Consider the following 23,200-nt stretch of genomic DNA (forward strand, 5'->3'; position numbering starts at 1 on the left):
CAACGTCCTCAAAATCAAGATTGTTTATAATTGGTATCTTTAAAATTATACTTTTGTTGCACAAAAATACCATATCTGAAAGTGCTGTCACCACCTAAGTATCGCCTAAAAGCATGAACCAGTTACATTAATCTGCTAAAAAAATTGTAAGTCCTGCCATGAAAAGATACTTCATGCAGCAGTTTGATGCAAAGCTTGCACAAAAAACTCAGCAGAAATGTGATTTGCGTGTAGAATGTGCGCGATTAAATGAATTGTTTTTGCAGGTTATTCTATGTCGGCTACGACGATTAAGCCTTGGGTGGTTGGCAATTGGAAGATGAATCCGATGCGTGCCGATGCTCAGCAACTTATTTCTGAATTTAAAAAATTATTACAAGACAGCCCTGTAGAGGCTGAAAAGTGTCATTTGGGGATTGCACCTGTTACTTTGGCTTTGACACAAATTCAAGCTGCATTGAGTGAAGCAGTACGTCCTATCTATACCGTTGCACAAGACCTGTCTCGTATTGCGGGTTTGGGTGCATATACGGGCGAAGTCAGTGCAGAATTGCTAAAAGACAGTCAAATTAATTATGTATTGGTTGGGCATTCAGAACGTCGTGAACTTTTCGCAGACACACCAAGTATTTTGAATGAAAAAGTTAAAAATGCCTTGCAGGCTGGTTTGACTGTTATTTATTGTGTGGGTGAAAGTCTGCAACAACGTGAAAGTGGTCAGGCAGAGCAAGTTGTTTTGCAACAAATTTGTGATATTGCTGCCGTGGTGGAGACTAAGCAATGGCAACAGATTGTGATTGCCTATGAACCTATTTGGGCAATTGGCACAGGCAAGACCGCATCACCTGAAGATGCGCAAACCATGCATGCAAAAATTCGTGAAGGTTTAAGTCAAATCACCGCTTATGCTGTGACTCTACCGATTTTATATGGTGGTAGTGTAAAACCAGAAAATGCCGTAGAGTTAGCAGCCTGCCCAGACATTAATGGTGCTTTGGTCGGTGGTGCATCTTTAAATGCAGCATCGTTCCATCAAATTGCGCAAGCCTTTGCAAATACACAATAATGAGGAGTTCAGCATGCAAACATTTGTGCTGGTAGTACATATTATCTTAGCCATTTTAATGATTGGACTAATTTTGGTTCAGCATGGTAAAGGTGCAGATGCAGGCGCTTCTTTTGGTGGCGGTGGTGCGGCAACCGTATTTGGTGCGTCAGGCTCAGGCAACTTTTTAACGCGTTTAACTGCAATTTTGACAGCGTTGTTTTTTGCAACGAGTTTAACTTTAGCGGTGTTTGCCAAGAAACAAACCACAGGTGCATATAGTTTGCAGACTGTGCAAACGACTGCTCCTGCACAGCCAGTATCGCCTGAAACTTCACCAACTGCGCCTAAAAGCGCTGAATAATTTTATTTAGCACTTTCTTTTTTCGCATGATGCGACTAGAATGCGTCACAGTTGCGGTGGTGGTGGAATTGGTAGACACGCTACCTTGAGGTGGTAGTGCTTTCGGGCGTGGGGGTTCAAGTCCCCCCTTCCGCACCAACTTATAATCCAGAAAACATAAGTTGGTGTTAAGCAGCAAATCTGTTGATGCGGGATGGAGCAGTCTGGTAGCTCGTCGGGCTCATAACCCGAAGGTCGTTGGTTCAAATCCAGCTCCCGCTACCATTTTTTAATGGTTTGGTAATGCCTGTTTTGATTAGTTGATTGTCCGTCGGGCTCAACTCTTTATCACTTGGCGAAGGTCGTTGGTTCAAATCCAGCTCCCGCTACCAATCAATCCTAAGCTTTTGGTAAATTAAGCGTAGGCGACTTAAATTTTTTTAGGGTTGAGATAAGTATTTACATGTTGTTGCGGGATGGAGCAGTCTGGTAGCTCGTCGGGCTCATAACCCGAAGGTCGTTGGTTCAAATCCAGCTCCCGCTACCATTTTTTAATGGTTTGGTAATGCCTGTTTTGATTAGTTGATTGTCCGTCGGGCTCAACTCTTGATAACTTGGCGAAGGTGGTTGGCTAAATCTAGCTTCCGCTACCAATATTTTAAAAGTGTGATTATGCTCTAATATGAGTTTTACGCTTTATACTGACTAAGGTGCAACTTAAGTCAGGCAAATATGAGAAGTTTGATTGAAAACTTATTCATTTTTGTATATAATTTTATGCACGTTGATGCGGGATGGAGCAGTCTGGTAGCTCGTCGGGCTCATAACCCGAAGGTCGTTGGTTCAAATCCAGCTCCCGCTACCAAGTTTCTAATGGTGTGGTACGTTAGTTTTAGTTGATTTAACTCAGCACAATAAACTAGCAAAGATGGTTAGATTTAGTCTAATCCCCGCAACCAAGTTTCTAAAGAGGCTCACAACTAGGTGGGCCTTTTTGCACAGTGGATATTGGTTTTACTGTGCAAGAATAGGGGCGATTACGCCCTTTTTTATTGGCTATCGTGTAGTGTCGATACAAGCCGTGTGCGGCCTAAAGTCAAAGTGTCATGTTTCACTACTACTATAGTTTGTATGAATGTGTAGTGGTCAAATAAGGCCATTGAACCGCAGCAGAATGACGAGAGTAAATGAAGCTATCAAATAAAACTCAAGCACTTCAGGACTTAATTGCGCCAGCAGTGCAAGCATGTGATGTGGATCTTTGGGGAATCGAGTTTATTCCACAAGGTAAGCGTTCTTTGTTACGTATTTATATCGACAAAGCTGTCGATGAAAATGCAGAACCTGTCTTAAATGAAGATGGCGAATTAGAGCAAGGTCGCGGTATTGGTGTACAAGATTGTGTACGTGTAACCCAGCAAGTTGGTGCAATGCTTGATGTGCATGATCCAATTTCAGGTGAATATGCGCTTGAAGTGTCATCACCTGGTTGGGATCGTCCATTTTTCCAATTAGAGCAATTGCCTGCGTATATTGGGCATACCATTGCGTTACGTTTAATCAGTGCTGTAGAAAACCGTCGTAAATTTCAAGCGAAATTGGTTGCTGTAGATCTGGAAAATGAAACCATTCAGGTCGAAGTGGAAAAACAGCAGGTATTGGAGATTGACAGTCACAATATTGATAAAGCAAACCTGATTTACCAAGATTAATCAAATTAATAAGAATCTGAACGAATAGGTGACTTATGGCACGTGAAATTCTTACCGTCGTTGAAACGGTTAGTAACGAAAAAGGTGTAAGTCGTGAGGCAATTTTTGAGGCGCTTGAACAGGCTCTTGTTGCTGCGACGAAAAAGAAATTCTACGAAGGCACAAACTCAGAAGAAGCACGCTTACGTGTGGAAATTGATCGTAAAACAGGTGACTACAGAACTTTCCGTCAGTGGGAAGTGGTGGCAGATGAAGATCATGAAATGCCTGCATGCCAAGATGCAATTTCTGATGTAGATCCTGCAAAGTGGTCAATTGGTGATATTCGCGAACTTGAAGTTGAGTCAATTGACTTCGGTCGTATTGCTGCGCAAATTGCCAAGCAAGTGATTGTGCAAAAAATTCGTGAAGCAGAACGCGCGTTGGTTGCAGATGCTTATGAAGCTAAAGTAGGCGAGCTGATTTACGGTGAAGTGAAAAAGCAAACCAAAGATGGCTTTATTATTGATTTAGGCGACAATGCAGAAGCATATTTGGCGCGTGAAGAAATGATTGCCAAAGAAATTTTGCGTCCTAAGCAGCGTGTGAATGCAATTTTGTACAGTGTGAACCGTGAAGGTCGTGGTGCTCAATTGTTGTTGTCACGTGCTAAGCCTGAAATGCTGATTGCTTTGATGAAAAAAGAAATTCCAGAAATTTCTGAAGAAATCATCGAGATTAAAGCGGCAGCGCGTCAGCCTGGTGTACGTGCAAAAATTGCAGTAAAAACCAACGACCACCGTATTGACCCTGTAGGTGCATGTATTGGTATGCGTGGTACACGTATCCAAGCGGTACAGCAAGAGTTAAATGGTGAGCGTATTGATGTTGTGGTGTGGTCTGATGATCCTGCACAATATATCGCCAGTGCTTTAGAGCCAGCCGATGTATCGGGTATTGTGATCGATGAAGAAGAACGTACTGCTGATATTATTTTCGCCACTAGCGATCAGTTAGCGCGTGCCATTGGTTCACAAGGTCAAAACGTACGTTTAGCCTCTGAACTCACAGGTTACAAGCTGAACATGATGCTTGAAGAAGAGTATCACGCACGTCAGCAAAATGAAGCGCAACAATACTTGGACTTGTTTGTTTCACGTCTAGACATTGCTGAAGATTTAGCGATGGCATTGGTAGAAATGGGCTTCACTTCATTAGAAGAAATTGCGTATGTTCCTGCGGAAACATTTGACGAAATTGATTTAGATGAAGAACTTGTTGAAATGTTACAAAGTCGTGCCAAAGAAGTGGCTTTGGCAGATGCATTGCAACAGCAAGAAAATATCCAAGATCCGAGTGAAGAACTTCTAGCAATGGAAGGCATGACACAAGAGATCGCTTATGCGCTTGCCGCTCGTGGTGTCATTACAGTTGATGATTTAGCTGACCAAGCGACTGACGATATCGAAGATATTGAAGGTTTAGGTACAGAAAAAGCGGGTCAATTGATTATGAAAGCGCGCGAATCATGGTTTAACTAGGAGGTAATATATGACGGACAAGTCGATTAAAGAGTTAGCGCTCAGTGTAGGTCGTCCAGTTGAGAAACTCCTGGAACAGGTTCGTGACGCAGGTTTACCACAGCGTAATGCTGACGATATTATTTCCACGGAACAACAAAGTACCCTAGTGAACCATTTAAAAAAGGTTCACGGTCAAGAGGGTAAAGCAGGACAAATCACGTTGAAACGTAAAACCACCAGTACCGCTAAAGTGGCAAGTACTTCGGGCAAAGCGAAAACGATTAATGTACAAGTTCGCAAAAAGCATACATTTACAAAGCCTGATCCTGAACAGATTAAAGCGGAAGCACTGGCAAAAGCACAGGCAGAAGCAGCTGAAAAAGCGCAAGCAGAACAGCAAGCTCGTGCCGTGACAGAAAAGAGCAAAGTGAAAGCAGATGCGCCTCAAGCAGGTGCTGTAAAAGCAAAACAAGCTTTAGATGCAATGCGTGCAGCAGCGAAGCAAGAAACAGCTAAGCAAGAAGTTGCGAAAGCTGCGGTTGTGGTGAAACGTAAGTCAACCAACAAGCCAATTGTGAAGCAAGCAGTAAAAGTCACTGAAACACCTGAGCAAAAGAAAGCGCGTGAAGCGCAAGCAGCTCAGTTGAAAGCGACTGAAGAAGCCGCACGTCGTAAAGCGGCTGAAGAAGCGCAGCAACGTACGCTTGAGCAAATGCGTCAGATGGCATCTAAATACTCCAATGAAGATGCAACCGCGACCATTCGTGTTGTAGATGATTCTCCATTGGCGGCTGGTCTTGTGGGTCAGGCATATGAAGATTCATTTGCCAAAGAAGACCGCGAAATTAAGCGTGGTACCAGTACCACTAATACACGTTCACCGAAAAAAGGTGGTCGTCGTGGTCAGGAAGAGCAATCTTTCAGCCAAAACTCACATAAACGCGGTTTGAAAACGAGCCAAGCCAACAAGCACGGCTTTGAAAAACCAGTTAAAAAACAAGTGTATGATGTTGAAATTGGTGCAACGATTGTGGTTGCTGACTTGGCTGCAAAAATGGCAGTTAAAGTCCGTGAGGTGATTAAATCACTCATGAAAATGGGTGAGTTAGTTACACAAAATCAAGCGATTGAGCAAGAAGTTGCGGCACTTGTGGTTGAAGAAATGGGTCATAACCCAGTTTTAGTATCGGATACGCAAGCTGAAGATAACTTACTTGAAGCAGCTGAAGAGGCACGTGGTGTTCAAACAACACGTCCACCAGTGGTGACCATCATGGGTCACGTTGACCATGGTAAGACGTCGTTACTTGACCGTATTCGTCGTGCCAAAGTGGCTGCAGGCGAAGCGGGTGGTATTACCCAGCACATTGGTGCATACCACGTGCAAACCGAGAAAGGTATTATCACTTTCTTGGATACACCGGGACACGCAGCGTTTACCGCAATGCGTTCACGTGGTGCGAAAGCAACAGATATCGTGGTATTGGTAGTTGCTGCAGATGATGGTGTGATGCCACAAACTGCAGAAGCCATTGACCATGCGCGTGCAGCGGGTACGCCAATCATTGTTGCCATTAACAAAATGGACAAAGAGTCAGCTGATCCAGACCGCGTATTGAATGAATTGACCACTAAACAAATCGTACCTGAACAATGGGGCGGTGACGTACCTGTCGCAATGGTTTCAGCGCATTCAGGTCAAGGTATTGATGAACTTCTTGACTTAATTTCAATTCAAGCAGAAATGATGGAATTGAAAGCATCTGAAGAAGGTGCAGCGCAAGGTGTGGTGATTGAAGCGCGTGTAGATAAAGGTCGTGGTGCAGTGACTTCAATTCTGGTACAAAACGGTACTTTGAATGTAGGTGACTTGGTACTTGCAGGCTCATCTTATGGCCGCGTTCGTGCCATGACTGATGAAAACGGTAAGCGTATTAAATCTGCAGGCCCTTCAATTCCAGTTGAAATTTTAGGTTTACCTGAAGCGCCAATGGCGGGTGATGAAGTTCTTGTTGTAAATGACGAGAAGAAAGCACGTGAAGTTGCCGATGCGCGTATGGATCGTGAGCGTCAAAAACGTCTTGAGCGTCAAAGCGCAATGCGTCTTGAAAACATCATGGCATCTATGGGCAAAAAAGATGTTCCATTTGTCAATGTGGTCTTGAAGACAGATGTGCGTGGTACTTTGGAAGCCTTGATTGTTGCGTTGGGCGAGTTGTCTACCGATGAAGTACGTGTACGTGTGATTGGTTCAGGCGTAGGTGCAATCACCGAGTCTGACGTTACGCTTGCAGAATCTTCAGAAGCTGTATTACTGGGCTTTAACGTACGTGCCGACAATACTGCGCGTCAAAAAGCCGATGCGGATGGCATTGACATTCGTTACTACAGTATCATCTATCAATTAATTGATGATGTGAAAGATGCAATGAGCGGTAAGCTTGCACCTGAACATCGTGAAACTATTTTGGGTGTTGCAGAAGTGCGTGAAGTGTTCCACTCGAGTAAGTTTGGGGCAGCCGCAGGTTGTATGGTACTTGAAGGCGTACTTCACCGTAACAAACCAATTCGCGTATTGCGTGATGATGTGGTGGTGTTCCAAGGTGAGCTTGAGTCACTTCGTCGTTATAAAGAAGTGGTCGAAGAAGTTCGCGCAGGTATGGAATGTGGTCTTGCAGTGAAAGGCTATAAAGACATCAAACCACTTGATAAGATTGAAGTGTATGATGTTCAATTGATTAAACGGAGTCTTTAATGGCGGGTAGTCAACGTCTGAAGCGTATGGCGGATACAGTACAGCGCGAGCTGTCAGAACTGATTCGCCAAGAGCTGAAAGATCCACGCCTAGGTGGTCTGGTGACCATCTCTGCGGTGAAGGTGAGCCCAGACTTAGGATATGCCGAAGTGTACGTGACCGTCATGGGACGTGAATTAGGCGATGAGCAAAGCGAAGTGGCAAATAAAGAAACCTTGGATGTGTTGAATAAAGCATCGGGCTTCTTGCGCCATGAGTTAAGCCGTCGTATTAAGACACGTATTACCCCACGTTTACGTTTTCACTACGATAAAACCAATGCCTATGGTAACTATATGTTTGGTTTGATTGCAGAAGCGGTAAAAGATTTACCTCCTGCAGCACCTAAGCAAGATGAAGAATAAGTCAGTGATAAAAAATGCCACCTTCGGGTGGCATTTTTTTGTCTATCATGTTTGAGCTTTTGCAATGTAATCAAGATTATATCGGATATGATGCTTTTTTTAATGCCTGACTAATATTCTAGACCAAATCATCATTAGATTTTTTTTCATATCGACGTAAATTACGACGTTGGCGTTGCCACGGTAATGGACGATCTAAGGTTTCAGGCACATTGCCACTCATCGAACGTAAACGTAAATGTAGTGCGGCCTGCGCCATTAAATTGGCAGAAACAGGTGCGGTAATAAATGCAAATAGGGTGATTAAGACTTCTGGAAAGCCAAATCGTCCTTCAAATGCCGCATAAATAATGGCTGCAATTAAGAAACTGCCTAGTCCTAAAGTGCTGGATTTTGTAGGGGCATGTAGTCGCATAAATAAGTCGGGCAGGCGAACCATGCCGATGCCGCCCACCAACATGAAAAAGGCGCCAATGATTAAAAAGAATGACACTAAAATTTCCATGAATAATTGCATGTTCATTCTCCTTAATCAATCACATGACCGCTGGTGAAATAACGCGCCAGTGCAGCAGTAGATACAAACCCTAGCATCGCCACCAATAATGCACCTTCAAAAAAGGAGGTACTGGTCCAAAAGATACCCAAAACTACCACCAAGCAGGTTGCATTTAAAAATAAGGTATCCAAGGCTAACAGGCGGTCCACAATTGAAGGGCCAATAATCAGACGGTATAGGCACATAAACATGGAAAGCGTGATCGCAACCATGCAGATTCCAAGTGCATAAGGCAGAATCATCATTGCTTTTCTCCTGACTGCGCATCAAAAATTTCAATCAGTGGTTTTTCATAACGATTTTTGATGTCTTGAATATCTACACTTTCATCTTCAGTGTTTAAGGCATGTACCAAAATATCACCACGATCTTGGTCAATACCAGCCGTGACCGTGCCTGGTGTGGTGGTAATGATCATCGCCAAAATACTGTTGACCTGTTCGTGCTGTGTTTCGAGAGGGACACGGAACCATTTTGGCTGCATGCGATCTGTTGGGCCAAGCACCAGTTTTGCGACACGAATATTACTAATCATAATATCCCAGACCACCACAAAGAATAAGCGAATGGCTGCAGTCCAGTTGATATCTGGTGTACGTGTGATAAAGGGCTGGATCAATTTGGGAATTAATAGTGCCAAAACCAGTGCCATCAACAGATTTCCTGCAGAAACACTATGCGCCAACATCAGCCAACTCAGTGCCACCAATACAGATACAAACGGGTGTGGCAGCAGGTTGTCCCAAAACGAAGTTTTCGGTCTCGTTTTTTGCATGTTTAGGGCTCCGCAGGTTTGAGTTGAGTATCGCTAGGTTGCTGCGCTTCCTCACGATTTTGCTGTTGAATCTGACGTTGTTTATAGTCAGAAATATGCTCGCCTTCCAAGGTATTTGGATGAATCACGTATGGAATTAAATGTGCGTTGGCATCGATTGCTTCGCCACCGTACTTGGTTTCTGGTAAGTACAATGGATCATAAGGTTGTACGCTAATCACATTTCCAGTACGGTCTTTTTTCAGAATCAGAGCTTCATAGGCCGCATTATGTTGAATTTGCTGTGCAGTGTTCAGCATATATTGCTGAATTGGATTAGCAAATACTACGTACAGTACCAAACCCGTCAAAAGTAAATAAATGACACGGTCATTTCGGGGCGGAGCAATTGCAGGTAATCTCTGATATTCATCATAGGCTTCAGTGCGTATATCATCTTCAGGTTTGGTCGCGCGCCAAAATAAAATAAAGCCGACACGGGTGAACGCAATAATACTAAGCAAGCTGACCAAGAGAATGATGCCAATAATCCAGCCTTGATGTGCCATATTGGCAGTAGCTTGCAAAATAAAGACCTTGCCCAAAAATCCACTAAATGGTGGTAAGCCCGCCATCATTAATGCAATCATGAAGTACGTGATAGCCAGTACTTTATGTTGCTTCATTTGTGGGGCAATGTTGAAGTGATCTTTAAATGCACCACGTTGAGAAGTAATCCAACCGCACAGCAAATAGAAAGCCGCTGCAATTAAGGTACTGTGTATCAAGTAATACAGTGCAGCTGACCATGCCTGTGTGTTCAGCATTGAAATAGCAATGAGGATGGTACCAATTGAAGACAGCATCATAAAACCGACAAAGCGACGTAAGCGCTCAGCACCAATCGCGCCAATGACTCCATACAGGGAAGTAATCAAACCAATCGTCAGTAAGCAGTCTTGTAAGATTTTATGGCTCAGCTCATCATCAAATACGGTTCCATTGACTCGCAAAATAGCATACACACCGACTTTGGTCATGATGGTGAACAAGGCTGCTACAGGAGTTGTTGCCACGGCATAGGTTTTAGGTAACCAAAAACCGACAGGAAGCATGGCAGCTTTAATACCAAACACCACAAATAGCAGTAAGCCACCTGCCACCGCAATTTTATGTGCATCAGCATCGAGTAGGGGAATTAGGTGAGCCACATCGGTCATGTTTAAACTGCCGACACTACCGTAAATCATCCCTAAGCCAATTAGGAAGAGGGCAGAGGCTAATAGGTTGATGGTGACGTAATGAATCCCGAGTTGAAAACGTGCTTTGCCTTGACCGTGCAATAACAACACATAAGAAGCAAGGAGTAATACCTCAAAGAAAACGAACAGGTTAAACAAGTCACCTGTGAGGAATGCACCGCAAAGTCCCATGAGCAGGAAATGCACCATGGTGTGAAAATAGCGACCACGCTCATCCCATTTCTTGCTGGAAAACCAAAGCAATGGCAAGGCAAGTGAATAAGTCAGTACCAACATGAGGGCAGACAGTTGATCTAGCACTAAAATAATGCCAAATGGTGCCGCCCATTCGCTCAAATTATATATAATAATTTGTCCGCTGCTGACTTGAATTAAATAGCTGATCGCAGTGACTAAACCTAGCGTAGCAGAGAGCTGACTAATTCCACGACGCCATGGCTGACGCCAGTCATGTGAGAGTGAACCAAAGCCCGGATTGCCTAATAGCACCAAAATAAATGCGGTAAAGGTTGGAATCAGGATGCTAAAGATCGGTGAATGCTGTAGCCAAAATTGGAGGAAATCATTCATTATGGCTCATCCTCACGTGGGTCAAGCAGTGGATGTTCTTCTTTGGCATCGACGTGGTCTGTCCCTGTTTCATAACGGCTACGCAGCGCCAATTGCACAATAAATGCAGTGGTGGCAAAGCCAATCACAATTGCAGTTAACACTAAGGCTTGTGGTAATGGGTCAGTGACTTTCGTGGCTTCAGTCAAAATTGCAGGCGCATTGGTCTGAATACGCCCCATGCTGAATAAGAAAATATTGACTGCATAACCAATCATGGCCAAGCCCAAAACAACCGGAAAGGTACGGGCACGTAAAATTAAATAGATTCCTGTCGCGACTAACATTCCAATGGCAGACGCAATTAAAAACTCAATACTAATCATTGCATTATTCCTTTGGAAGTGGGCCAGACATGCCTGAGTGACGGGAGTCGCCCAGGACCGAAATCATCAACATGACCGCGCCAACCACCGTAACATACACGCCCACATCAAATAAGGCAGCTGAAGCGAGGTGCATTTCACCAATGATTGGAGGATTGACATAAATATGTGCGCTAGTGAGGAAAGGACGTCCCCAGAACCATGCAGCAAGTCCTGTCAGACCTGCAATGCTTAAACCCACTCCAATCCAGATTTCGTATAAACGTCCAGATTTTGCTTTGAGCATTTGTTCGGTCTGGTCTTGACCAAGCGCAATGTATTGGATGATTAATGCCATTGAGGTAATTAAGCCAGCAATAAAGCCACCACCCGGTAAGTTGTGACCACGCAAGAAAATATACAGACTGACCACAAGGGCGATCGGTAAAATCCATGAGGCGGTAATCCGTAGCATTAACGGCGAAGGATTAAAGCGATAGGTTAAACCTTGGGTCATGATGGTGCCGTGGGCACGCATACCATCCATTAAACACAGCGTACCAATTGCGGCAATGCCCAAGACGGTAATTTCACCAAAAGTATCGAAACCACGAAAGTCTACCAAAATCACGTTGACCACGTTGGTTCCGCCACCGAGTGGAATGGATTGCTGATTAAAGAACCATGAAATTGAATTATGGTCGCGGGTCATCACCAGCCACGCAATCCAGCCGATACCGATACCGCCACCAATCGCAATGAAGGCATCTCGCCAGCGACGTGAACGGCTTGACTCATACGGGGTCAATTGTGGGAGCAAGGATAGACTCATGAGCAATAAAACAGTGGTGACAACATCAACCGTGATTTGAGTTTGCGCCAAGTCGGGAGCAGACAGTCCGACAAAAACCATGGTGACGACCAAGCCAACTGCACCACTGATTAAGACGGCTTTGATGCGCTCATGGTGGAACCACAGCATCATCCAACAGGCAGAGAACAGCAACAACCATAAAACAATGGCAATCATAGGGGCATGTGTGAGTTCACGTGTACCAGTTGTTAAGCCCTGATTGAATAATGGTAGCGCGACCATGAAAACTGTAAAAACAATGATCCACACCAAATAGCTTTGAAGTGAACCGTTTTCGGTTTTGCGTTTAATTTTGCGAGAAACTTGTAGTAAATGTTTTAAGAATAATTCAAACAGCAGTTTGCCTTGGAATTGACCTAAATGTGGATCGAGGTCAATGTCACGGATTTTTCCACCTTTGGCGAGCGAGAAATAGAAGATGATCCCGCCAAGCAAAGCAATTGCACTCATTAGCAAAGGAAGGTTAAAGCCATGCCAAATTGCTAAATGAGTGCCTTCAAACTGTAACAGTTGGGTACTGGCACGAGTTGTGCTATTGACAATATGCTCGACCAATAAGGCAGGCATCAAGCCGACTAAAATACATAAAACCGCCAATAAAGTTGCGGGTGCACGCATGCCAAACGGGGGTTCGTGAGCTTCTTTATTGGGTACATCTTTACCAATTGGGCCGTCAAAGAAAACGCCGTGTACCAAACGTATTGAATAGACCACTGCAAAAATACCCGCCAGTGTGGCAACAATTGCAGAAACCAACAGTACAGGGCCAGATAAGTTTGTTATCAGTTCGTTAAAGAACATTTCTTTGGACAAAAAGCCATTGGTTAACGGTACGCCTGCCATAGAGGCCGCGGTAATCATGGTGAGGGTGGCGGTAAAGGGTAGCAGTTGCCATAAGCCACTAAGTTTACGTAAATCACGTGTGCCTGATTCGTGGTCGATAATTCCCGCAATCATAAACAGTGCCGCTTTAAATGTGGCGTGGTTGATGATGTGGAAAATTGCTGCAGCCACTGCCAACGGTGAACCAATGCCCAGTAAGCACATGATCAGACCTAAATGACTTATGGTGGAATACGCCAATAAGCCTTTTAAATCTTCTTTGAAAATGGCAAAGAATGCCGCCATACACAGGGTAAACAAACCAATAAAGGTGACTATGTTGTGATATAACGCGGCGCCTGCAAAAATTGGCAATAAGCGTGCTAGCAAGAAAATTCCTGCTTTGACCATTGTTGCGGAATGCAGATAGGCAGAAACAGGCGTGGGTGCAGCCATGGCATTGGGCAGCCAGAAGTGAAATGGAAATTGCGCACTTTTGGTAAATGCACCCAGTAAAATCAGCAATAAGGTTGGCACAAATAAATGATGGCTTTGAATTTGTTCAGTCATCATTAAAATTTGGTCAATTTGATAGGTGCCTGTAATTTGCGCCAATAACACAAAACCACCGAGCATGGCGAGTCCCCCCATGCCTGTAATGGTCAGTGCCATACGTGAGCCGCGTTGTGCCGCTTCGTAATTGCTCCAATAACCCACCAATAAGAAAGAGGAAATACTGGTCAGTTCCCAAAACGTCAGCAACAAAATCAGGTTATTGGAGAGCGAGATTCCCAACATGGCAGCCATAAACAGCATGAGGAGAACATAGATTTTACTGAGCGAGTTTTGCGGACTTAAATAATAATAGGCATAAATAAAGATGAGTGTGCCGATTCCTGTGATCAGCAAGGAGAATAATAAACCAAGCGCATCTAGACGAAAGCTTAAATCAATCCCCAATTGTGGCAGCCAAGACCATGTTTGAATGATCGTTTTGCCATTAAAGACTGCTTTTGCTTGAGTCAGGAGCAGAATAAGACTACTCAGACTGACGCCAATCGCCCCTAAAGCCGTTACCCCGCGTGAAAATTGTTTCAGCCACGAGACAAGGGTTGTGCCCAGTACTAACGGTAACAATATAATAATCGGTAGCACACTCATATCCATTGTCGTGAATAGGTTGAAAACCTAAAGGATGAATCTTATCTTCCAAGGATTACAGGACAGCAACACACCATCCAAAAGATTCAATCTTGAAAGCCAATCAGTCGTGTCAGTCAACACGTAGTCAATTGTTTTGATGAGCGTATTGTCGCAACTTAAACTCAAAACAAGATCATGCAAAAATAATTTTACATGGCTAGGTGGCTCAAGCAGCAAAAATATGCTGATCTTTCACTGACGATGCAGCGAATTAGGTTGTGCTGGGTTAGGTTAAAGCTGTGTTAAAAATATTGAGATGTGTCAATTTACAACCTAGTTGAACTATGGATGAAGTTGATCTACACCTGCTGCATTTTTACAGCATTCACCATGTTTGAAAGGTCATTAGACACTATTCAAGATATAAAAAGTTGTATTGCGCAACTTTAGACACTACAGCAAAATCGGATTTTACTATAAAAGTTCAAAATTAATCTGATTTTATTACATGAATAAAACAACATCAATTTTTTTTCATACAGCAAAGTCATTATATACCGTCCGATATAGGCGGGATAAAGTATTTCCTTGCTTTTTACCCAAGTATGCGTTGAAAGACTTCGGCAATTAAGATTCAGGCAATTGATCAGGCGCTGGCACACTATCCAATTGCTGTAAGCGTTGTAGCAACTCCTGTTTTTGTTCGGCAGTTAAATGGTGTTGAATCTGTTGCCAAATTTCAGCCGTCCCTAATTGAGTTTGATTTTGTTCTTGTAGGCTAACTTTTTCTGCCCTTTGAGTGGTTTCTAGCACATCGGCATAAACTTCTGCAAATTGCGGTTGTAAACTTTGCCATGCGATGGGATGCACTGTTGATGTTCCAGTTTTAAACATTGAAAGCGTTCCGCTTGTTCCAGAGGTTCGCTGTGGTTGCCTGTGGCAATAATTTGTAAGCGCGGAAAAGCTTGATATAGACGGGTCAGTATTTGTGCGGCCTGTTGTTGATCGAGTTGATGATCCATTTAGTCAATCACCAAAATGCCATTTCCCTCGCGACACGGATACAAACTGTTTGGGTTTAGCAAACAGAGGCGACGTACAATATCGCCTACCAGAGCAATCCAGTTGCGCTGACTGTTCGACAATTGCTGATACAGCATATCTTTGCCCTGACAGCGCACCATGAGTTGTAATTTAGGCAGATGTTGTAGATATAGGTCTTCAATTTCAGGCAGCACGATTTGTAAGGCATCTTTCAGTGCTTGTAAACTCGGTGCATGCATTTGGGTATAGGCATGCAATAAGGACTGATTCAGGGTTTGTGCGAGTTCGCTTTGTTGTTGCTGATATAGCTTGTGTAAAAGCTGCGCACTTTGGGCATTTTCAATATCGGAAATTTCCCGCAACCATTCAAAAAAACGAGTAAATGTCGTGAATGGAATCGCAGCAATTTCGTAGGCATGTCCAGGTTGTAAAATCAGCGGATTATTTTTATTGAGTAAATTAACTTCATTCACGAAGCGTTCTGCAGGGTAGTAGGCAATCAGCGGTAGACCTTGCATCGGGTCATGTTTAATGGCGTGTTGATAGAGCTGCACCATTTTTTCAAGCTTGGCGGTTTCTGCTTTGCTTACTCCTACGCCGCTACTATTCAGGGTTTTATATAATTGCCAGTCACAATGTTGGGTGCTTTCAATTTGCGTGTTGCTTGATTCTGCCAAACTGCCTATTTCTGCTGGAATTTCCACACAAACATCAATTTTAGCTTGCAAGCGATTGAATAAAATATCTTGATCTTGCATGACCAAACCCGCAGTGCGTAAGTCTTTATAGCGAGCAGCAAACCAAGTCAGTGCTTGATAACTAAACCGTAACAGCGAGGTTTTACCTGCACTTTGATCGGCTAAAATAAGCGTAATGGGCAAGTCGTGATAATTGAGTTCGAGTTTTAGATCTGTAAAATAGGTGATGTGTCTGAAATGAACCGATGCAATTTTCATAGCGCACCTGCTGCTATTACCCCACCGCTTTGCGTAACGATGTCGGCATTCTTATTTTCAGTTGTTGTACCAAATCGTAAATATGATGAATATTTAAGCTGACTTTAGCACGTGTGCATGCCACGTACAGCAGTCTTAATTCTTCATCACTAATTTTATGTTCTTTGTCGTTCAGTTTAAATTGGTAATCGTCTTCAATCTGTACCCGATTCCATTCTAAACCTTTGGCTTTATGCGCTGTCGAAATAATATAGTCGGCTTGGTCAATTGGGGTGATTTTTGCCAGCGCCTTTTTGAGTGGATCAGTACCATGATCATCCACCAGTTTGACTAAAGGCTTAATATCGCTGCCATCGTTGGTTTCACAATATTCATGTACATCATGCCAAGAGTTAAACCATGCCAGTTCGGGAACGTCAGTTACACGTTTGCCTTGTTTGAGCATTGCGGCAGCATCCACAAAACGGTTTAAGCGCACATGGTCGGCTTGCAGACTGACTTTATCACCATGCACCAAACCTGCCAGTAGTAATTCCATTGCGCGTGCATTAGTACGGCATAAAATTGCATCACGCATTTTGGTGTGTGGCTTGTTCACTACTTTTGAATGTAGTTCTGGATTGCCCAAGAGTGGCACGGTTTCATTCAGTCCGCCTAAAATGGCATTGGCAGTCAGCGCAATTTCTTCACCAAAACGGAAAGATGTGGTCAGGCGTGATTCAGGCAAGGGCAGTTGTTGCATGGCATTGACTGCTCCACGCCATGCGTAAATTTGCTGGTGTGCATCGCCCACATAAATCACCTGCGTATTGCGTTGCTTGAGTAAAATACCCAACATGAGCGGGTCAGCATCTTGAGCTTCATCAAACAGGACATAATCGGCAGGAATGTTCGGTTCAGACAAAGCCCAAAGTTTCAGATAAATATCGTGCCCAATACCAGCCTGATGATTGGGGTCAATCGACTCCAGCCAGCGTCGCTCTACCGCAGGGTAAAGATGTTTTTGTAAAGTGTCGATGTCGTCTGGGTGCAACCAACTAGGTGCTTGTAAATGCCGTGGGGCAGGGTATTGTGAACTGGTCGAGCAAAAATAACTGACTGCATTTGCGACCAAGCTTGCTAATCGACTTGGCATCAGCACATATTTTTCATAACGTCCGCCCATCATCCGTCTAAGGGTAATTGGCTCTAAACGGTACTCTTTGGCAATAAAGCTAGGGCTTAAGCGTGGCAGACGTAATTTGTCGGTGACTCCACGTGGAACGCTGCGGTAAGCAAGCGAGTGGAAAGTGCGACAATCGACCTGACGATGAAATTTACTTTGTGCTTCTGCGGCAATGGCTTTGTTAAATGCCAAGTACATGCCACGCCGTTCTGGCATAGCATCGCTGATCATTTGTAAGGTCGTGGTTTTACCTGTGCCTGCATAGGCAATCACTTTAAAAGATTTGCCCAGACGTGCATTATCTATAGCAGTGGCTTGCTCATAGGTCGGGCGAGGCTTGGTGATTACAGACACAGATCAGAGTTGGCTTTTTACGTCAGTGGCTACGGTTGGCTTTTTCAACCAAGCCTGATAAACCTTGACGACGAGCCAATTCATTCAACACCACTTGCGGTTCAATATCGAAATAACCCAACATGACAATGCTATGGAACCATAAATCGGCCACTTCATAAATCAGGTCATTTTTGTTGTTGGCATTGGCTTCGGTGTTGAAATCTTTGGCGGCAATAATCGCCTCCACGGTTTCTTCACCGACTTTTTCCAAAATTTTATTCAAGCCTTTATGGTATAGCTTGGCTACATAAGACGAGTCTGGATTAGCGGTTTTGCGCTCGCTCATCATTTGCCCTAAATAAGCCAAAACTTCGACCTGTTCGGCTTGTGCCTTTGATTGGCTCATGGCTAAGGTGTGAGCATTGGCGGTTTGTTCACTATAAATTTGATTCGGGTCTTTCAGTTGTGCATCTACAATTTCCCAACCATTGGCGGTGAGTTTGCGATAGAAACAAGATTCACGCCCTGTGTGGCAAGCAATTCCACCATGTTGTTCAATTTGCAGGATAATCACATCGGCATCGCAGTCCAGACGAATCTCATGCACGGTTTGAAAGTGTCCAGACTCTTCGCCTTTGTGCCACAATTTATTGCGTGAGCGTGAAAAATACACCGCCTGATTTTTTTCGGCAGTCAGTGCTAATGCTTCACGGTTCATCCACGCCACCATCAATACACGTCCTGTTTGATGATGCTGTGCAATGGCAGGCACTAATCCTTGTTCGTTAAATTTTACTTCATCGAGCCATTGCAAGTTATTCATGAGTTGTTCACCAAAATTAATTTAAATTGTATGGATGCTATTTCTGAGCGCATGATTTTGCATCGTCCCTATAGTGTACGTGATTCAGGACAATTTACCTAAATTATCTTGCCAGATTTGTACTGTCAAAGCGGTTGTATCAATTGAGGGAAGTTTTGTTTTTCCACCATTTCCAGAAATTCATCGCCCAAACGCTGGCTTTCTGCTACGGACTGTTTCCATAAGCGAATTCTCTGTGCCTGATCTAAACCTTTTAAAGTGAAGTCTTTACGATCGGGCAAACGACCTAAAGGCAAGCTGCTTAAATATTCTGCCGAAGGTGACAGCAAGAGGGTACGGGCCTGATTTTCAGGATTGGCTTTACGATGCTTCAACATTTTATCGAACCAACCTGGGGTAATGCTGTCAGTAAAGTGTGGATACAGCACAATACCTTGACTTTGGTAAGGTAAGTCTAAATGGTAGTCAATTAAGCCACCATCCCGATAACTGCCCACTGGCGCATCAGGAATGTCACGAATTGCAGACATGACCCCTGGAATAGACGCTGAGGCGAGTAGCCACGGTGCGACATTGTGTTCATTTAGGGCCTGGTAATGGGTGACAAAATCATCCTCAACCATAAACTGTTGCCCTTGCGCAGGTTGGCTGATGACCCGTTGCATAAACAAGCGGTTGTGTTTACGTGCAATGGCATTGCTACCAATAATTCCTGCCACAGAAGCGAGCAAAGGTAAGGCTTGGTCACTTTGGAAAATATGCTGAGCTTTGACTGAAATGACCGTTAGGTGATAGTCAGTGTGCTGAATCAGTTGCTGTTGCTGTCCTTGAATCAGTTCAAACAGCATGTTCTGACAAATCTCAGCCACCTCTTGGCGTGACATTTTTTTATGAAAATATAGGTTGGTGTATAAATCGGACAGGCGCTCAGTACCTTGTTTTGCGCCCCAAGCCAAAATACTGGCAAAGCGCCAACTGCCAATGGAAGAACCGACCACAGTACGGCGCTTTGGGGCTTGGGCAAAAAACTCACCAAAAATTGCTTGATCTAAGCCCTGTATGCCAATGCCTTTGGGGCCACCTGCTGCACCAGGAATAATATCAACCTGTTGGGCGTGTAAACCTTCTTGTTCAATCAGTTGGCGGGCCAAATGTCCTGCACGGATACTGAGGGCAGGGGCACGTTTATGCAAAATCTGAGTCATGCTTAATCTATAACGCTACAAATGTGCATTAATTGTAGGCGTGGGGATTTTTGCAGCAATGGCGAGAGGCATCACTTGGTGACTGATCAGTCATACTATGGTTTTTTAGGATGAGTTAGGGGAAATCAGCGTGATAAAAAAGCCTGCTTTAAAACAGGCTTTCTAATTTTTTTATCGTTTAATCAGTTTGTTATCAAGCAATGTAGCTTTATTTGGCTATACGCCAAATCGCCAAGAAACTTGCCAACGCGATTAAAACAATAGACACATACCACGGTGCAATAATTGCAATGGATAGGAAAATGGCCATGATGCTGCCAAAAATCCAACTGCGTTTTTGCTGATGTTCCATTTGCAAGCGCATGCTTTGTAATTCATGCAATTGTTTAGAATGCCACGCTGACTGGTTTTTTAAACCATTTAAACTGTCAATCATTAAACTTGGCAAGTCTTGCGCACCTAGTAACAGGTCAGGAATTTGCTGACCAATTTCTTTGACATTTTTGACAGGATTCATATTGGCTTTAATCCAGTCGGTCAAAATTGGTTTTGCCAGTTTCCAAATATCCAGTTCAGGGTATAAGTCTGTGCCTAAGCCCTCAACATGCACCAAGGTTTTCAGGAGTAGCATCAATTGCGGTGGAATTTCTAAATGGAAACGGCGTGCAATATCCATGACTTGAATCAGGATGCCTGCAAAGTCCAATTCGTGCATCGGTTTAGACACCATTGGCCCGACAGTGCGACGCATTTCGCGGGCGAGGGCATCTTGATCCGTGCCAGGTGGAATCCAACCCGCTTGGTGCACCACTTGAATCAGCTGCATAAAGTTGCTGTTCATCACCGCCAACAACATACGTGCTACGGTCATTTGGTCATGCTTAGATAGCTCGCCCATAATCGCACAATCTAGCGCAATAAAACGCGGATTATTCGGATTAATGGTTTCCACAAAGACGTTACCTGGGTGCATGTCGGCATGGAAAAAGTTGTCACGGAACACTTGGGTAAAGAAAATGGTCAGACCTTTTTCAGCCAAATCGGCGCGATCCATTCCCAAACGATCAAAGGTTGCCGTGTCGGAAATCGGCACACCTGTAATGCGTTCTGCCACCATCACATCTTTACTGTCCAAATAGACTTCAGGCACGTACATCATGCTTGAGCCCGTAAAGTAGTGACGCATGCGGCGGGTGTTGTCGGCTTCTAAGGTTAAATCGAGTTCGTTAAGAATAATTTGACGATAGTCCTGAATAATTTCAGATAAATGTAGAGCGCGTGCTGCTTCTAGACGTTTTTCAAGTGCTGCGCCAAGCCATTCCAGAATTTCGAAATCTTGCAGAATTTGCTGGCGAATATCGGGTCGGGTGACTTTAACTACGACTTCACGACCATCATGCAAAGCCGCGGTATGGACTTGCGCAATAGAGGCTGCTGCTAAGGGTTGCTCATCAAAACGCGCAAACAGGGTGTTGATGTCTGCCTTGAGCGATTGCTGAATTCGCATTTGTGCCACGTCAGACCCGAATGGTTTGACACGGTCTTGTAGCAACACCAATTGCTGTAAAACCTCAGGTGGAATCAGGTCGCGACGCGTAGACAGCAATTGCCCGAGCTTAATCGCCAATGGTCCCATTTCCTCTAAAGCCTCTTTGAGCTTCAGCGGGTTTTTACGTTCTTTACTTGACCAAGCGGCAGGGTGCATGCGAATAAAACTGAGCGCATGACGTGCTTTTTCTGGTAGTTCTTCCGCAGGAAACAACGTATCGAGTCTATAGTGCGCGGCAATGCGCCAAAGTTCGAGTAAACGTGAAACATGCGGAATCATAAAGACTTATTCCCTAGGATTGAGTTGAATTTAAGGTGTCAGAAGCGGTATCTGGCTGTGCATCAAGCTGCGCTTGTAGCTGTCGAATTTTGGCTTCGGTACGATCTAAATTTTGTTGAAAAATGCGGGTATCCTGCTGCAAATCATCCATTTGCCAGCGTGGGGCAAATAGACCACTGTCTTCTTTAAGGACATCTTTAGCAAAGAACAAATGACTGTGTAGACTGCGTTTTAAATGCTTGGGTGCAAGCTGGATTTTGCCAATTTCATGCGCCAAAGCAGGGCCAATCCACGGGCTTAAGTGTGCGGCCAAGTCTGGTTCAGCTTGCTGCATAATACGCTGTATATCTTGCAAAAGATGATAATCACCTTGTAGGGGAATATTGCCCACTTCATCGGATAGCAACAGTTTGAGCAATTGCACCACATTTTTAACATGCAAAGTGGCCGTTGCGGGGCTGATATTTTGCGCTTGATCAAACCTTGCGAAGCTAGAGCGCTTCTCATGCTCAAAAATAGAAGGCTGCTCGCTGTGACCTGTTGCAGTAGGTTCTAAACGAACTTTGTTGTCGTCAAAAAAGACATCTACAGAAAGCTGTGGCGAATCGAGCACCACACGCAACATTTTGCCGTGTAGTTGGTTGAGCTGGATGCGAGTAATCGCATCCAAATCAATAACATGATGAATCAGTTTCTCAACTGCACCAAGGGCGAGAATTGACCACATTGCGGTACGCCTTAGAGTTTAAAACCACGGTGAACGGCAACAATACCACCAGTCAGGTTGTGGTAATCACAGTTTTGGAAACCTGCTTGTTCCATCATACCTTTTAAGGTGCGTTGGTCTGGGTGCATGCGAATAGACTCTGCTAAGTATTTATAGCTTTCTGAGTCGTTTGCGACAATTTTACCCATGAGTGGTAATGCCGTGAATGAATATAAATCGTATAGCTTAGAGAATGGCTCAAAGACAGGTTTTGAAAATTCTAAAATCAATAAGCGACCACCTGGCTTAAGTACACGATACATCGCTGCCAAAGCTGCATCTTTATCGGTCACGTTGCGCAAGCCAAATGAAATGGTCAGCAAGTCAAAGCTGTTGTCTTCAAAGGGTTCTAAAGTTTCGGCATTGGCCAACACGAAATCGACATTGGTACAGCCTGCATCAATGAGACGGTCACGACCCACATTCAGCATAGATTCGTTAATATCTGAGAGTACGACATGACCTGTAGGGCCAACTTCACGGCTAAACACTTTAGCTAAGTCACCTGTGCCACCCGCAATATCCAGTACACGCTGACCACGGCGTACACCTGACATATTAATTGCAAAACGCTTCCATAAACGGTGAATGCCAAATGACATTAAGTCATTCATAATGTCGTATTTGCTTGCAACCGAATGGAAGACTTCAGCGACTTTGTGGGCTTTATCTTCACTGCTAACGGTTTGATAACCGAAGTGTGTGGTTGCACCGACATTGCCTGTATTAGCACCGCGCGGCAAATTATATTTTGGTACTGAACCCGTGACAGGTGTATCCGTTAATTTTTGTTCTAAAGATTGTTGCTGACCTTGTGGAGCGCCTTGTGGTAGAGCTTCGGTTAAGAATGGACTCACTTTGTCTGTTGTTTGTGCCGACTCGGGAGTAGCGGTAGGCGTTTGATTTTCATTCGACATTGGAGTCACTCCTCAGGATAAAAAGGCTTAAGGCTGCAGTGTATGCATGATGACAGATTCTAAGCACTTGT

At 44.1% G+C, this 23,200-nt stretch carries 18 protein-coding genes, 4 tRNA genes and 1 pseudogene; 10 read left to right on the forward strand and 13 right to left on the reverse strand.

Annotated features, from left to right (window positions below; genetic code table 11):
• Positions 1-274 precede the first annotated feature (274 nt).
• The 10 genes from tpiA (at position 275) to LZP46_RS01840 (ending at position 7,761) form a co-directional block, all read left to right on the forward strand.
• Entirely contained in the window at positions 275-1,066 is a 792-nt protein-coding gene (gene tpiA / locus LZP46_RS01795; RefSeq protein WP_236094490.1) for a triose-phosphate isomerase, read from the forward strand.
• A gap of 13 nt (positions 1,067-1,079) precedes the next feature.
• Positions 1,080-1,409, forward strand: coding sequence for a preprotein translocase subunit SecG (gene secG, locus LZP46_RS01800; RefSeq protein WP_004975868.1), 330 nt, complete (start codon positions 1,080-1,082; stop codon positions 1,407-1,409).
• Positions 1,410-1,462: 53 nt separating this feature from the next.
• Positions 1,463-1,547 (forward strand) — tRNA-Leu (locus LZP46_RS01805).
• Between the two features lie 49 nt (positions 1,548-1,596).
• A tRNA-Met gene (locus LZP46_RS01810) sits at positions 1,597-1,673 on the forward strand.
• 185 nt (positions 1,674-1,858) lie between these two features.
• Positions 1,859-1,935, forward strand: a tRNA-Met gene (locus LZP46_RS01815).
• Positions 1,936-2,176: 241 nt separating this feature from the next.
• Positions 2,177-2,253, forward strand: a tRNA-Met gene (locus tag LZP46_RS01820).
• A gap of 322 nt (positions 2,254-2,575) precedes the next feature.
• Positions 2,576-3,100, forward strand: coding sequence for a ribosome maturation factor RimP (rimP, locus tag LZP46_RS01825; RefSeq protein ID WP_019836080.1), 525 nt, complete (start codon positions 2,576-2,578; stop codon positions 3,098-3,100).
• 35 nt (positions 3,101-3,135) lie between these two features.
• Positions 3,136-4,620, forward strand: coding sequence for a transcription termination factor NusA (nusA, locus tag LZP46_RS01830; protein ID WP_236094491.1), 1,485 nt, complete (start codon positions 3,136-3,138; stop codon positions 4,618-4,620).
• Positions 4,621-4,630: 10 nt separating this feature from the next.
• Positions 4,631-7,357, forward strand: a complete 2,727-nt coding sequence (gene infB, locus LZP46_RS01835) for a translation initiation factor IF-2 (protein ID WP_236094492.1) — start codon at positions 4,631-4,633, stop codon at positions 7,355-7,357.
• On the forward strand, positions 7,357-7,761 hold the full coding sequence (locus LZP46_RS01840; protein WP_180005814.1) for a ribosome-binding factor A: 405 nt from the start codon (positions 7,357-7,359) through the stop codon (positions 7,759-7,761). The genes infB and LZP46_RS01840 overlap by 1 nt, the downstream gene beginning before the upstream one ends.
• Positions 7,762-7,879: 118 nt before the next feature.
• On the opposite strand, the gene LZP46_RS01845 is transcribed toward LZP46_RS01840, so the two are convergent.
• The 13 genes and pseudogenes from LZP46_RS01845 to ubiE form a co-directional block, all read right to left on the reverse strand.
• The gene (locus LZP46_RS01845) at positions 7,880-8,278 is read right to left on the reverse strand and encodes a Na+/H+ antiporter subunit G (protein ID WP_070154369.1); all 399 of its coding nucleotides are present in this window, start codon (positions 8,276-8,278) and stop codon (positions 7,880-7,882) included.
• 11 nt (positions 8,279-8,289) lie between these two features.
• The gene (locus LZP46_RS01850) at positions 8,290-8,565 is read right to left on the reverse strand and encodes a monovalent cation/H+ antiporter subunit F (RefSeq protein WP_236094493.1); all 276 of its coding nucleotides are present in this window, start codon (positions 8,563-8,565) and stop codon (positions 8,290-8,292) included.
• Complete coding sequence (locus LZP46_RS01855) at positions 8,562-9,095, reverse strand: Na+/H+ antiporter subunit E (protein ID WP_236094494.1); 534 nt, start codon at positions 9,093-9,095, stop codon at positions 8,562-8,564. The genes LZP46_RS01850 and LZP46_RS01855 overlap by 4 nt, the downstream gene beginning before the upstream one ends.
• A 2-nt stretch (positions 9,096-9,097) precedes the next feature.
• The gene (locus LZP46_RS01860) at positions 9,098-10,906 is read right to left on the reverse strand and encodes a monovalent cation/H+ antiporter subunit D (protein WP_236094495.1); all 1,809 of its coding nucleotides are present in this window, start codon (positions 10,904-10,906) and stop codon (positions 9,098-9,100) included.
• Positions 10,906-11,271 carry a Na+/H+ antiporter subunit C gene (locus tag LZP46_RS01865; RefSeq protein ID WP_236094496.1) on the reverse strand — a complete coding sequence of 122 codons (366 nt, stop codon included), beginning with the start codon at positions 11,269-11,271 and terminating at the stop codon, positions 10,906-10,908. Before LZP46_RS01865 ends, LZP46_RS01860 begins: the two co-directional genes overlap by 1 nt.
• A 4-nt stretch (positions 11,272-11,275) precedes the next feature.
• Positions 11,276-14,113 carry a monovalent cation/H+ antiporter subunit A gene (locus LZP46_RS01870; protein ID WP_236094497.1) on the reverse strand — a complete coding sequence of 946 codons (2,838 nt, stop codon included), beginning with the start codon at positions 14,111-14,113 and terminating at the stop codon, positions 11,276-11,278.
• Positions 14,114-14,716: 603 nt separating this feature from the next.
• Positions 14,717-16,089, reverse strand: a pseudogene (locus LZP46_RS01875) (AAA family ATPase).
• Between the two features lie 16 nt (positions 16,090-16,105).
• Entirely contained in the window at positions 16,106-17,608 is a 1,503-nt protein-coding gene (locus tag LZP46_RS01880; RefSeq protein ID WP_236094498.1) for a UvrD-helicase domain-containing protein, read from the reverse strand.
• Between the two features lie 22 nt (positions 17,609-17,630).
• Entirely contained in the window at positions 17,631-18,413 is a 783-nt protein-coding gene (gene hisIE / locus LZP46_RS01885; RefSeq protein WP_236094499.1) for a bifunctional phosphoribosyl-AMP cyclohydrolase/phosphoribosyl-ATP diphosphatase HisIE, read from the reverse strand.
• Between the two features lie 125 nt (positions 18,414-18,538).
• Positions 18,539-19,618, reverse strand: a complete 1,080-nt coding sequence (locus tag LZP46_RS01890; RefSeq protein WP_236094500.1) for a patatin-like phospholipase family protein — start codon at positions 19,616-19,618, stop codon at positions 18,539-18,541.
• Between the two features lie 208 nt (positions 19,619-19,826).
• Positions 19,827-21,446 (reverse strand): ABC1 kinase family protein, encoded by a 1,620-nt coding sequence (locus tag LZP46_RS01895; RefSeq protein WP_236094501.1) that lies wholly within the window; start codon positions 21,444-21,446, stop codon positions 19,827-19,829.
• 13 nt (positions 21,447-21,459) lie between these two features.
• Positions 21,460-22,173 carry a ubiquinone biosynthesis accessory factor UbiJ gene (locus LZP46_RS01900; RefSeq protein ID WP_236094502.1) on the reverse strand — a complete coding sequence of 238 codons (714 nt, stop codon included), beginning with the start codon at positions 22,171-22,173 and terminating at the stop codon, positions 21,460-21,462.
• An 11-nt stretch (positions 22,174-22,184) separates the two neighbouring features.
• Entirely contained in the window at positions 22,185-23,129 is a 945-nt protein-coding gene (gene ubiE, locus LZP46_RS01905; RefSeq protein ID WP_236094503.1) for a bifunctional demethylmenaquinone methyltransferase/2-methoxy-6-polyprenyl-1,4-benzoquinol methylase UbiE, read from the reverse strand.
• Positions 23,130-23,200: the final 71 nt, after the last annotated feature.

This window comes from Acinetobacter sp. SCLZS86, assembly GCF_021560715.1.
Classification (GTDB): domain Bacteria; phylum Pseudomonadota; class Gammaproteobacteria; order Pseudomonadales; family Moraxellaceae; genus Acinetobacter; species Acinetobacter towneri_A.

Bases quoted from the DNA above. Each gene is read 5' to 3' on its own strand.
- tpiA (WP_236094490.1), top strand. From the start codon at position 275: ATGTCGGCTACGACGATTAAGCCTTGGGTGGTTGGCAATTGGAAGATG.
- secG (WP_004975868.1), top strand. From the start codon at position 1,080: ATGCAAACATTTGTGCTGGTAGTACATATTATCTTAGCCATTTTAATG.
- rimP (WP_019836080.1), top strand. From the start codon at position 2,576: ATGAAGCTATCAAATAAAACTCAAGCACTTCAGGACTTAATTGCGCCA.
- nusA (WP_236094491.1), top strand. From the start codon at position 3,136: ATGGCACGTGAAATTCTTACCGTCGTTGAAACGGTTAGTAACGAAAAA.
- infB (WP_236094492.1), top strand. From the start codon at position 4,631: ATGACGGACAAGTCGATTAAAGAGTTAGCGCTCAGTGTAGGTCGTCCA.
- LZP46_RS01840 (WP_180005814.1), top strand. From the start codon at position 7,357: ATGGCGGGTAGTCAACGTCTGAAGCGTATGGCGGATACAGTACAGCGC.
- LZP46_RS01845 (WP_070154369.1), bottom strand. From the start codon at position 8,278: ATGCAATTATTCATGGAAATTTTAGTGTCATTCTTTTTAATCATTGGC.
- LZP46_RS01850 (WP_236094493.1), bottom strand. From the start codon at position 8,565: ATGATGATTCTGCCTTATGCACTTGGAATCTGCATGGTTGCGATCACG.
- LZP46_RS01855 (WP_236094494.1), bottom strand. From the start codon at position 9,095: ATGCAAAAAACGAGACCGAAAACTTCGTTTTGGGACAACCTGCTGCCA.
- LZP46_RS01860 (WP_236094495.1), bottom strand. From the start codon at position 10,906: ATGAATGATTTCCTCCAATTTTGGCTACAGCATTCACCGATCTTTAGC.
- LZP46_RS01865 (WP_236094496.1), bottom strand. From the start codon at position 11,271: ATGATTAGTATTGAGTTTTTAATTGCGTCTGCCATTGGAATGTTAGTC.
- LZP46_RS01870 (WP_236094497.1), bottom strand. From the start codon at position 14,113: ATGGATATGAGTGTGCTACCGATTATTATATTGTTACCGTTAGTACTG.
- hisIE (WP_236094499.1), bottom strand. From the start codon at position 18,413: ATGAATAACTTGCAATGGCTCGATGAAGTAAAATTTAACGAACAAGGA.
- LZP46_RS01890 (WP_236094500.1), bottom strand. From the start codon at position 19,618: ATGACTCAGATTTTGCATAAACGTGCCCCTGCCCTCAGTATCCGTGCA.
- LZP46_RS01895 (WP_236094501.1), bottom strand. From the start codon at position 21,446: ATGATTCCGCATGTTTCACGTTTACTCGAACTTTGGCGCATTGCCGCG.
- LZP46_RS01900 (WP_236094502.1), bottom strand. From the start codon at position 22,173: ATGTGGTCAATTCTCGCCCTTGGTGCAGTTGAGAAACTGATTCATCAT.
- ubiE (WP_236094503.1), bottom strand. From the start codon at position 23,129: ATGTCGAATGAAAATCAAACGCCTACCGCTACTCCCGAGTCGGCACAA.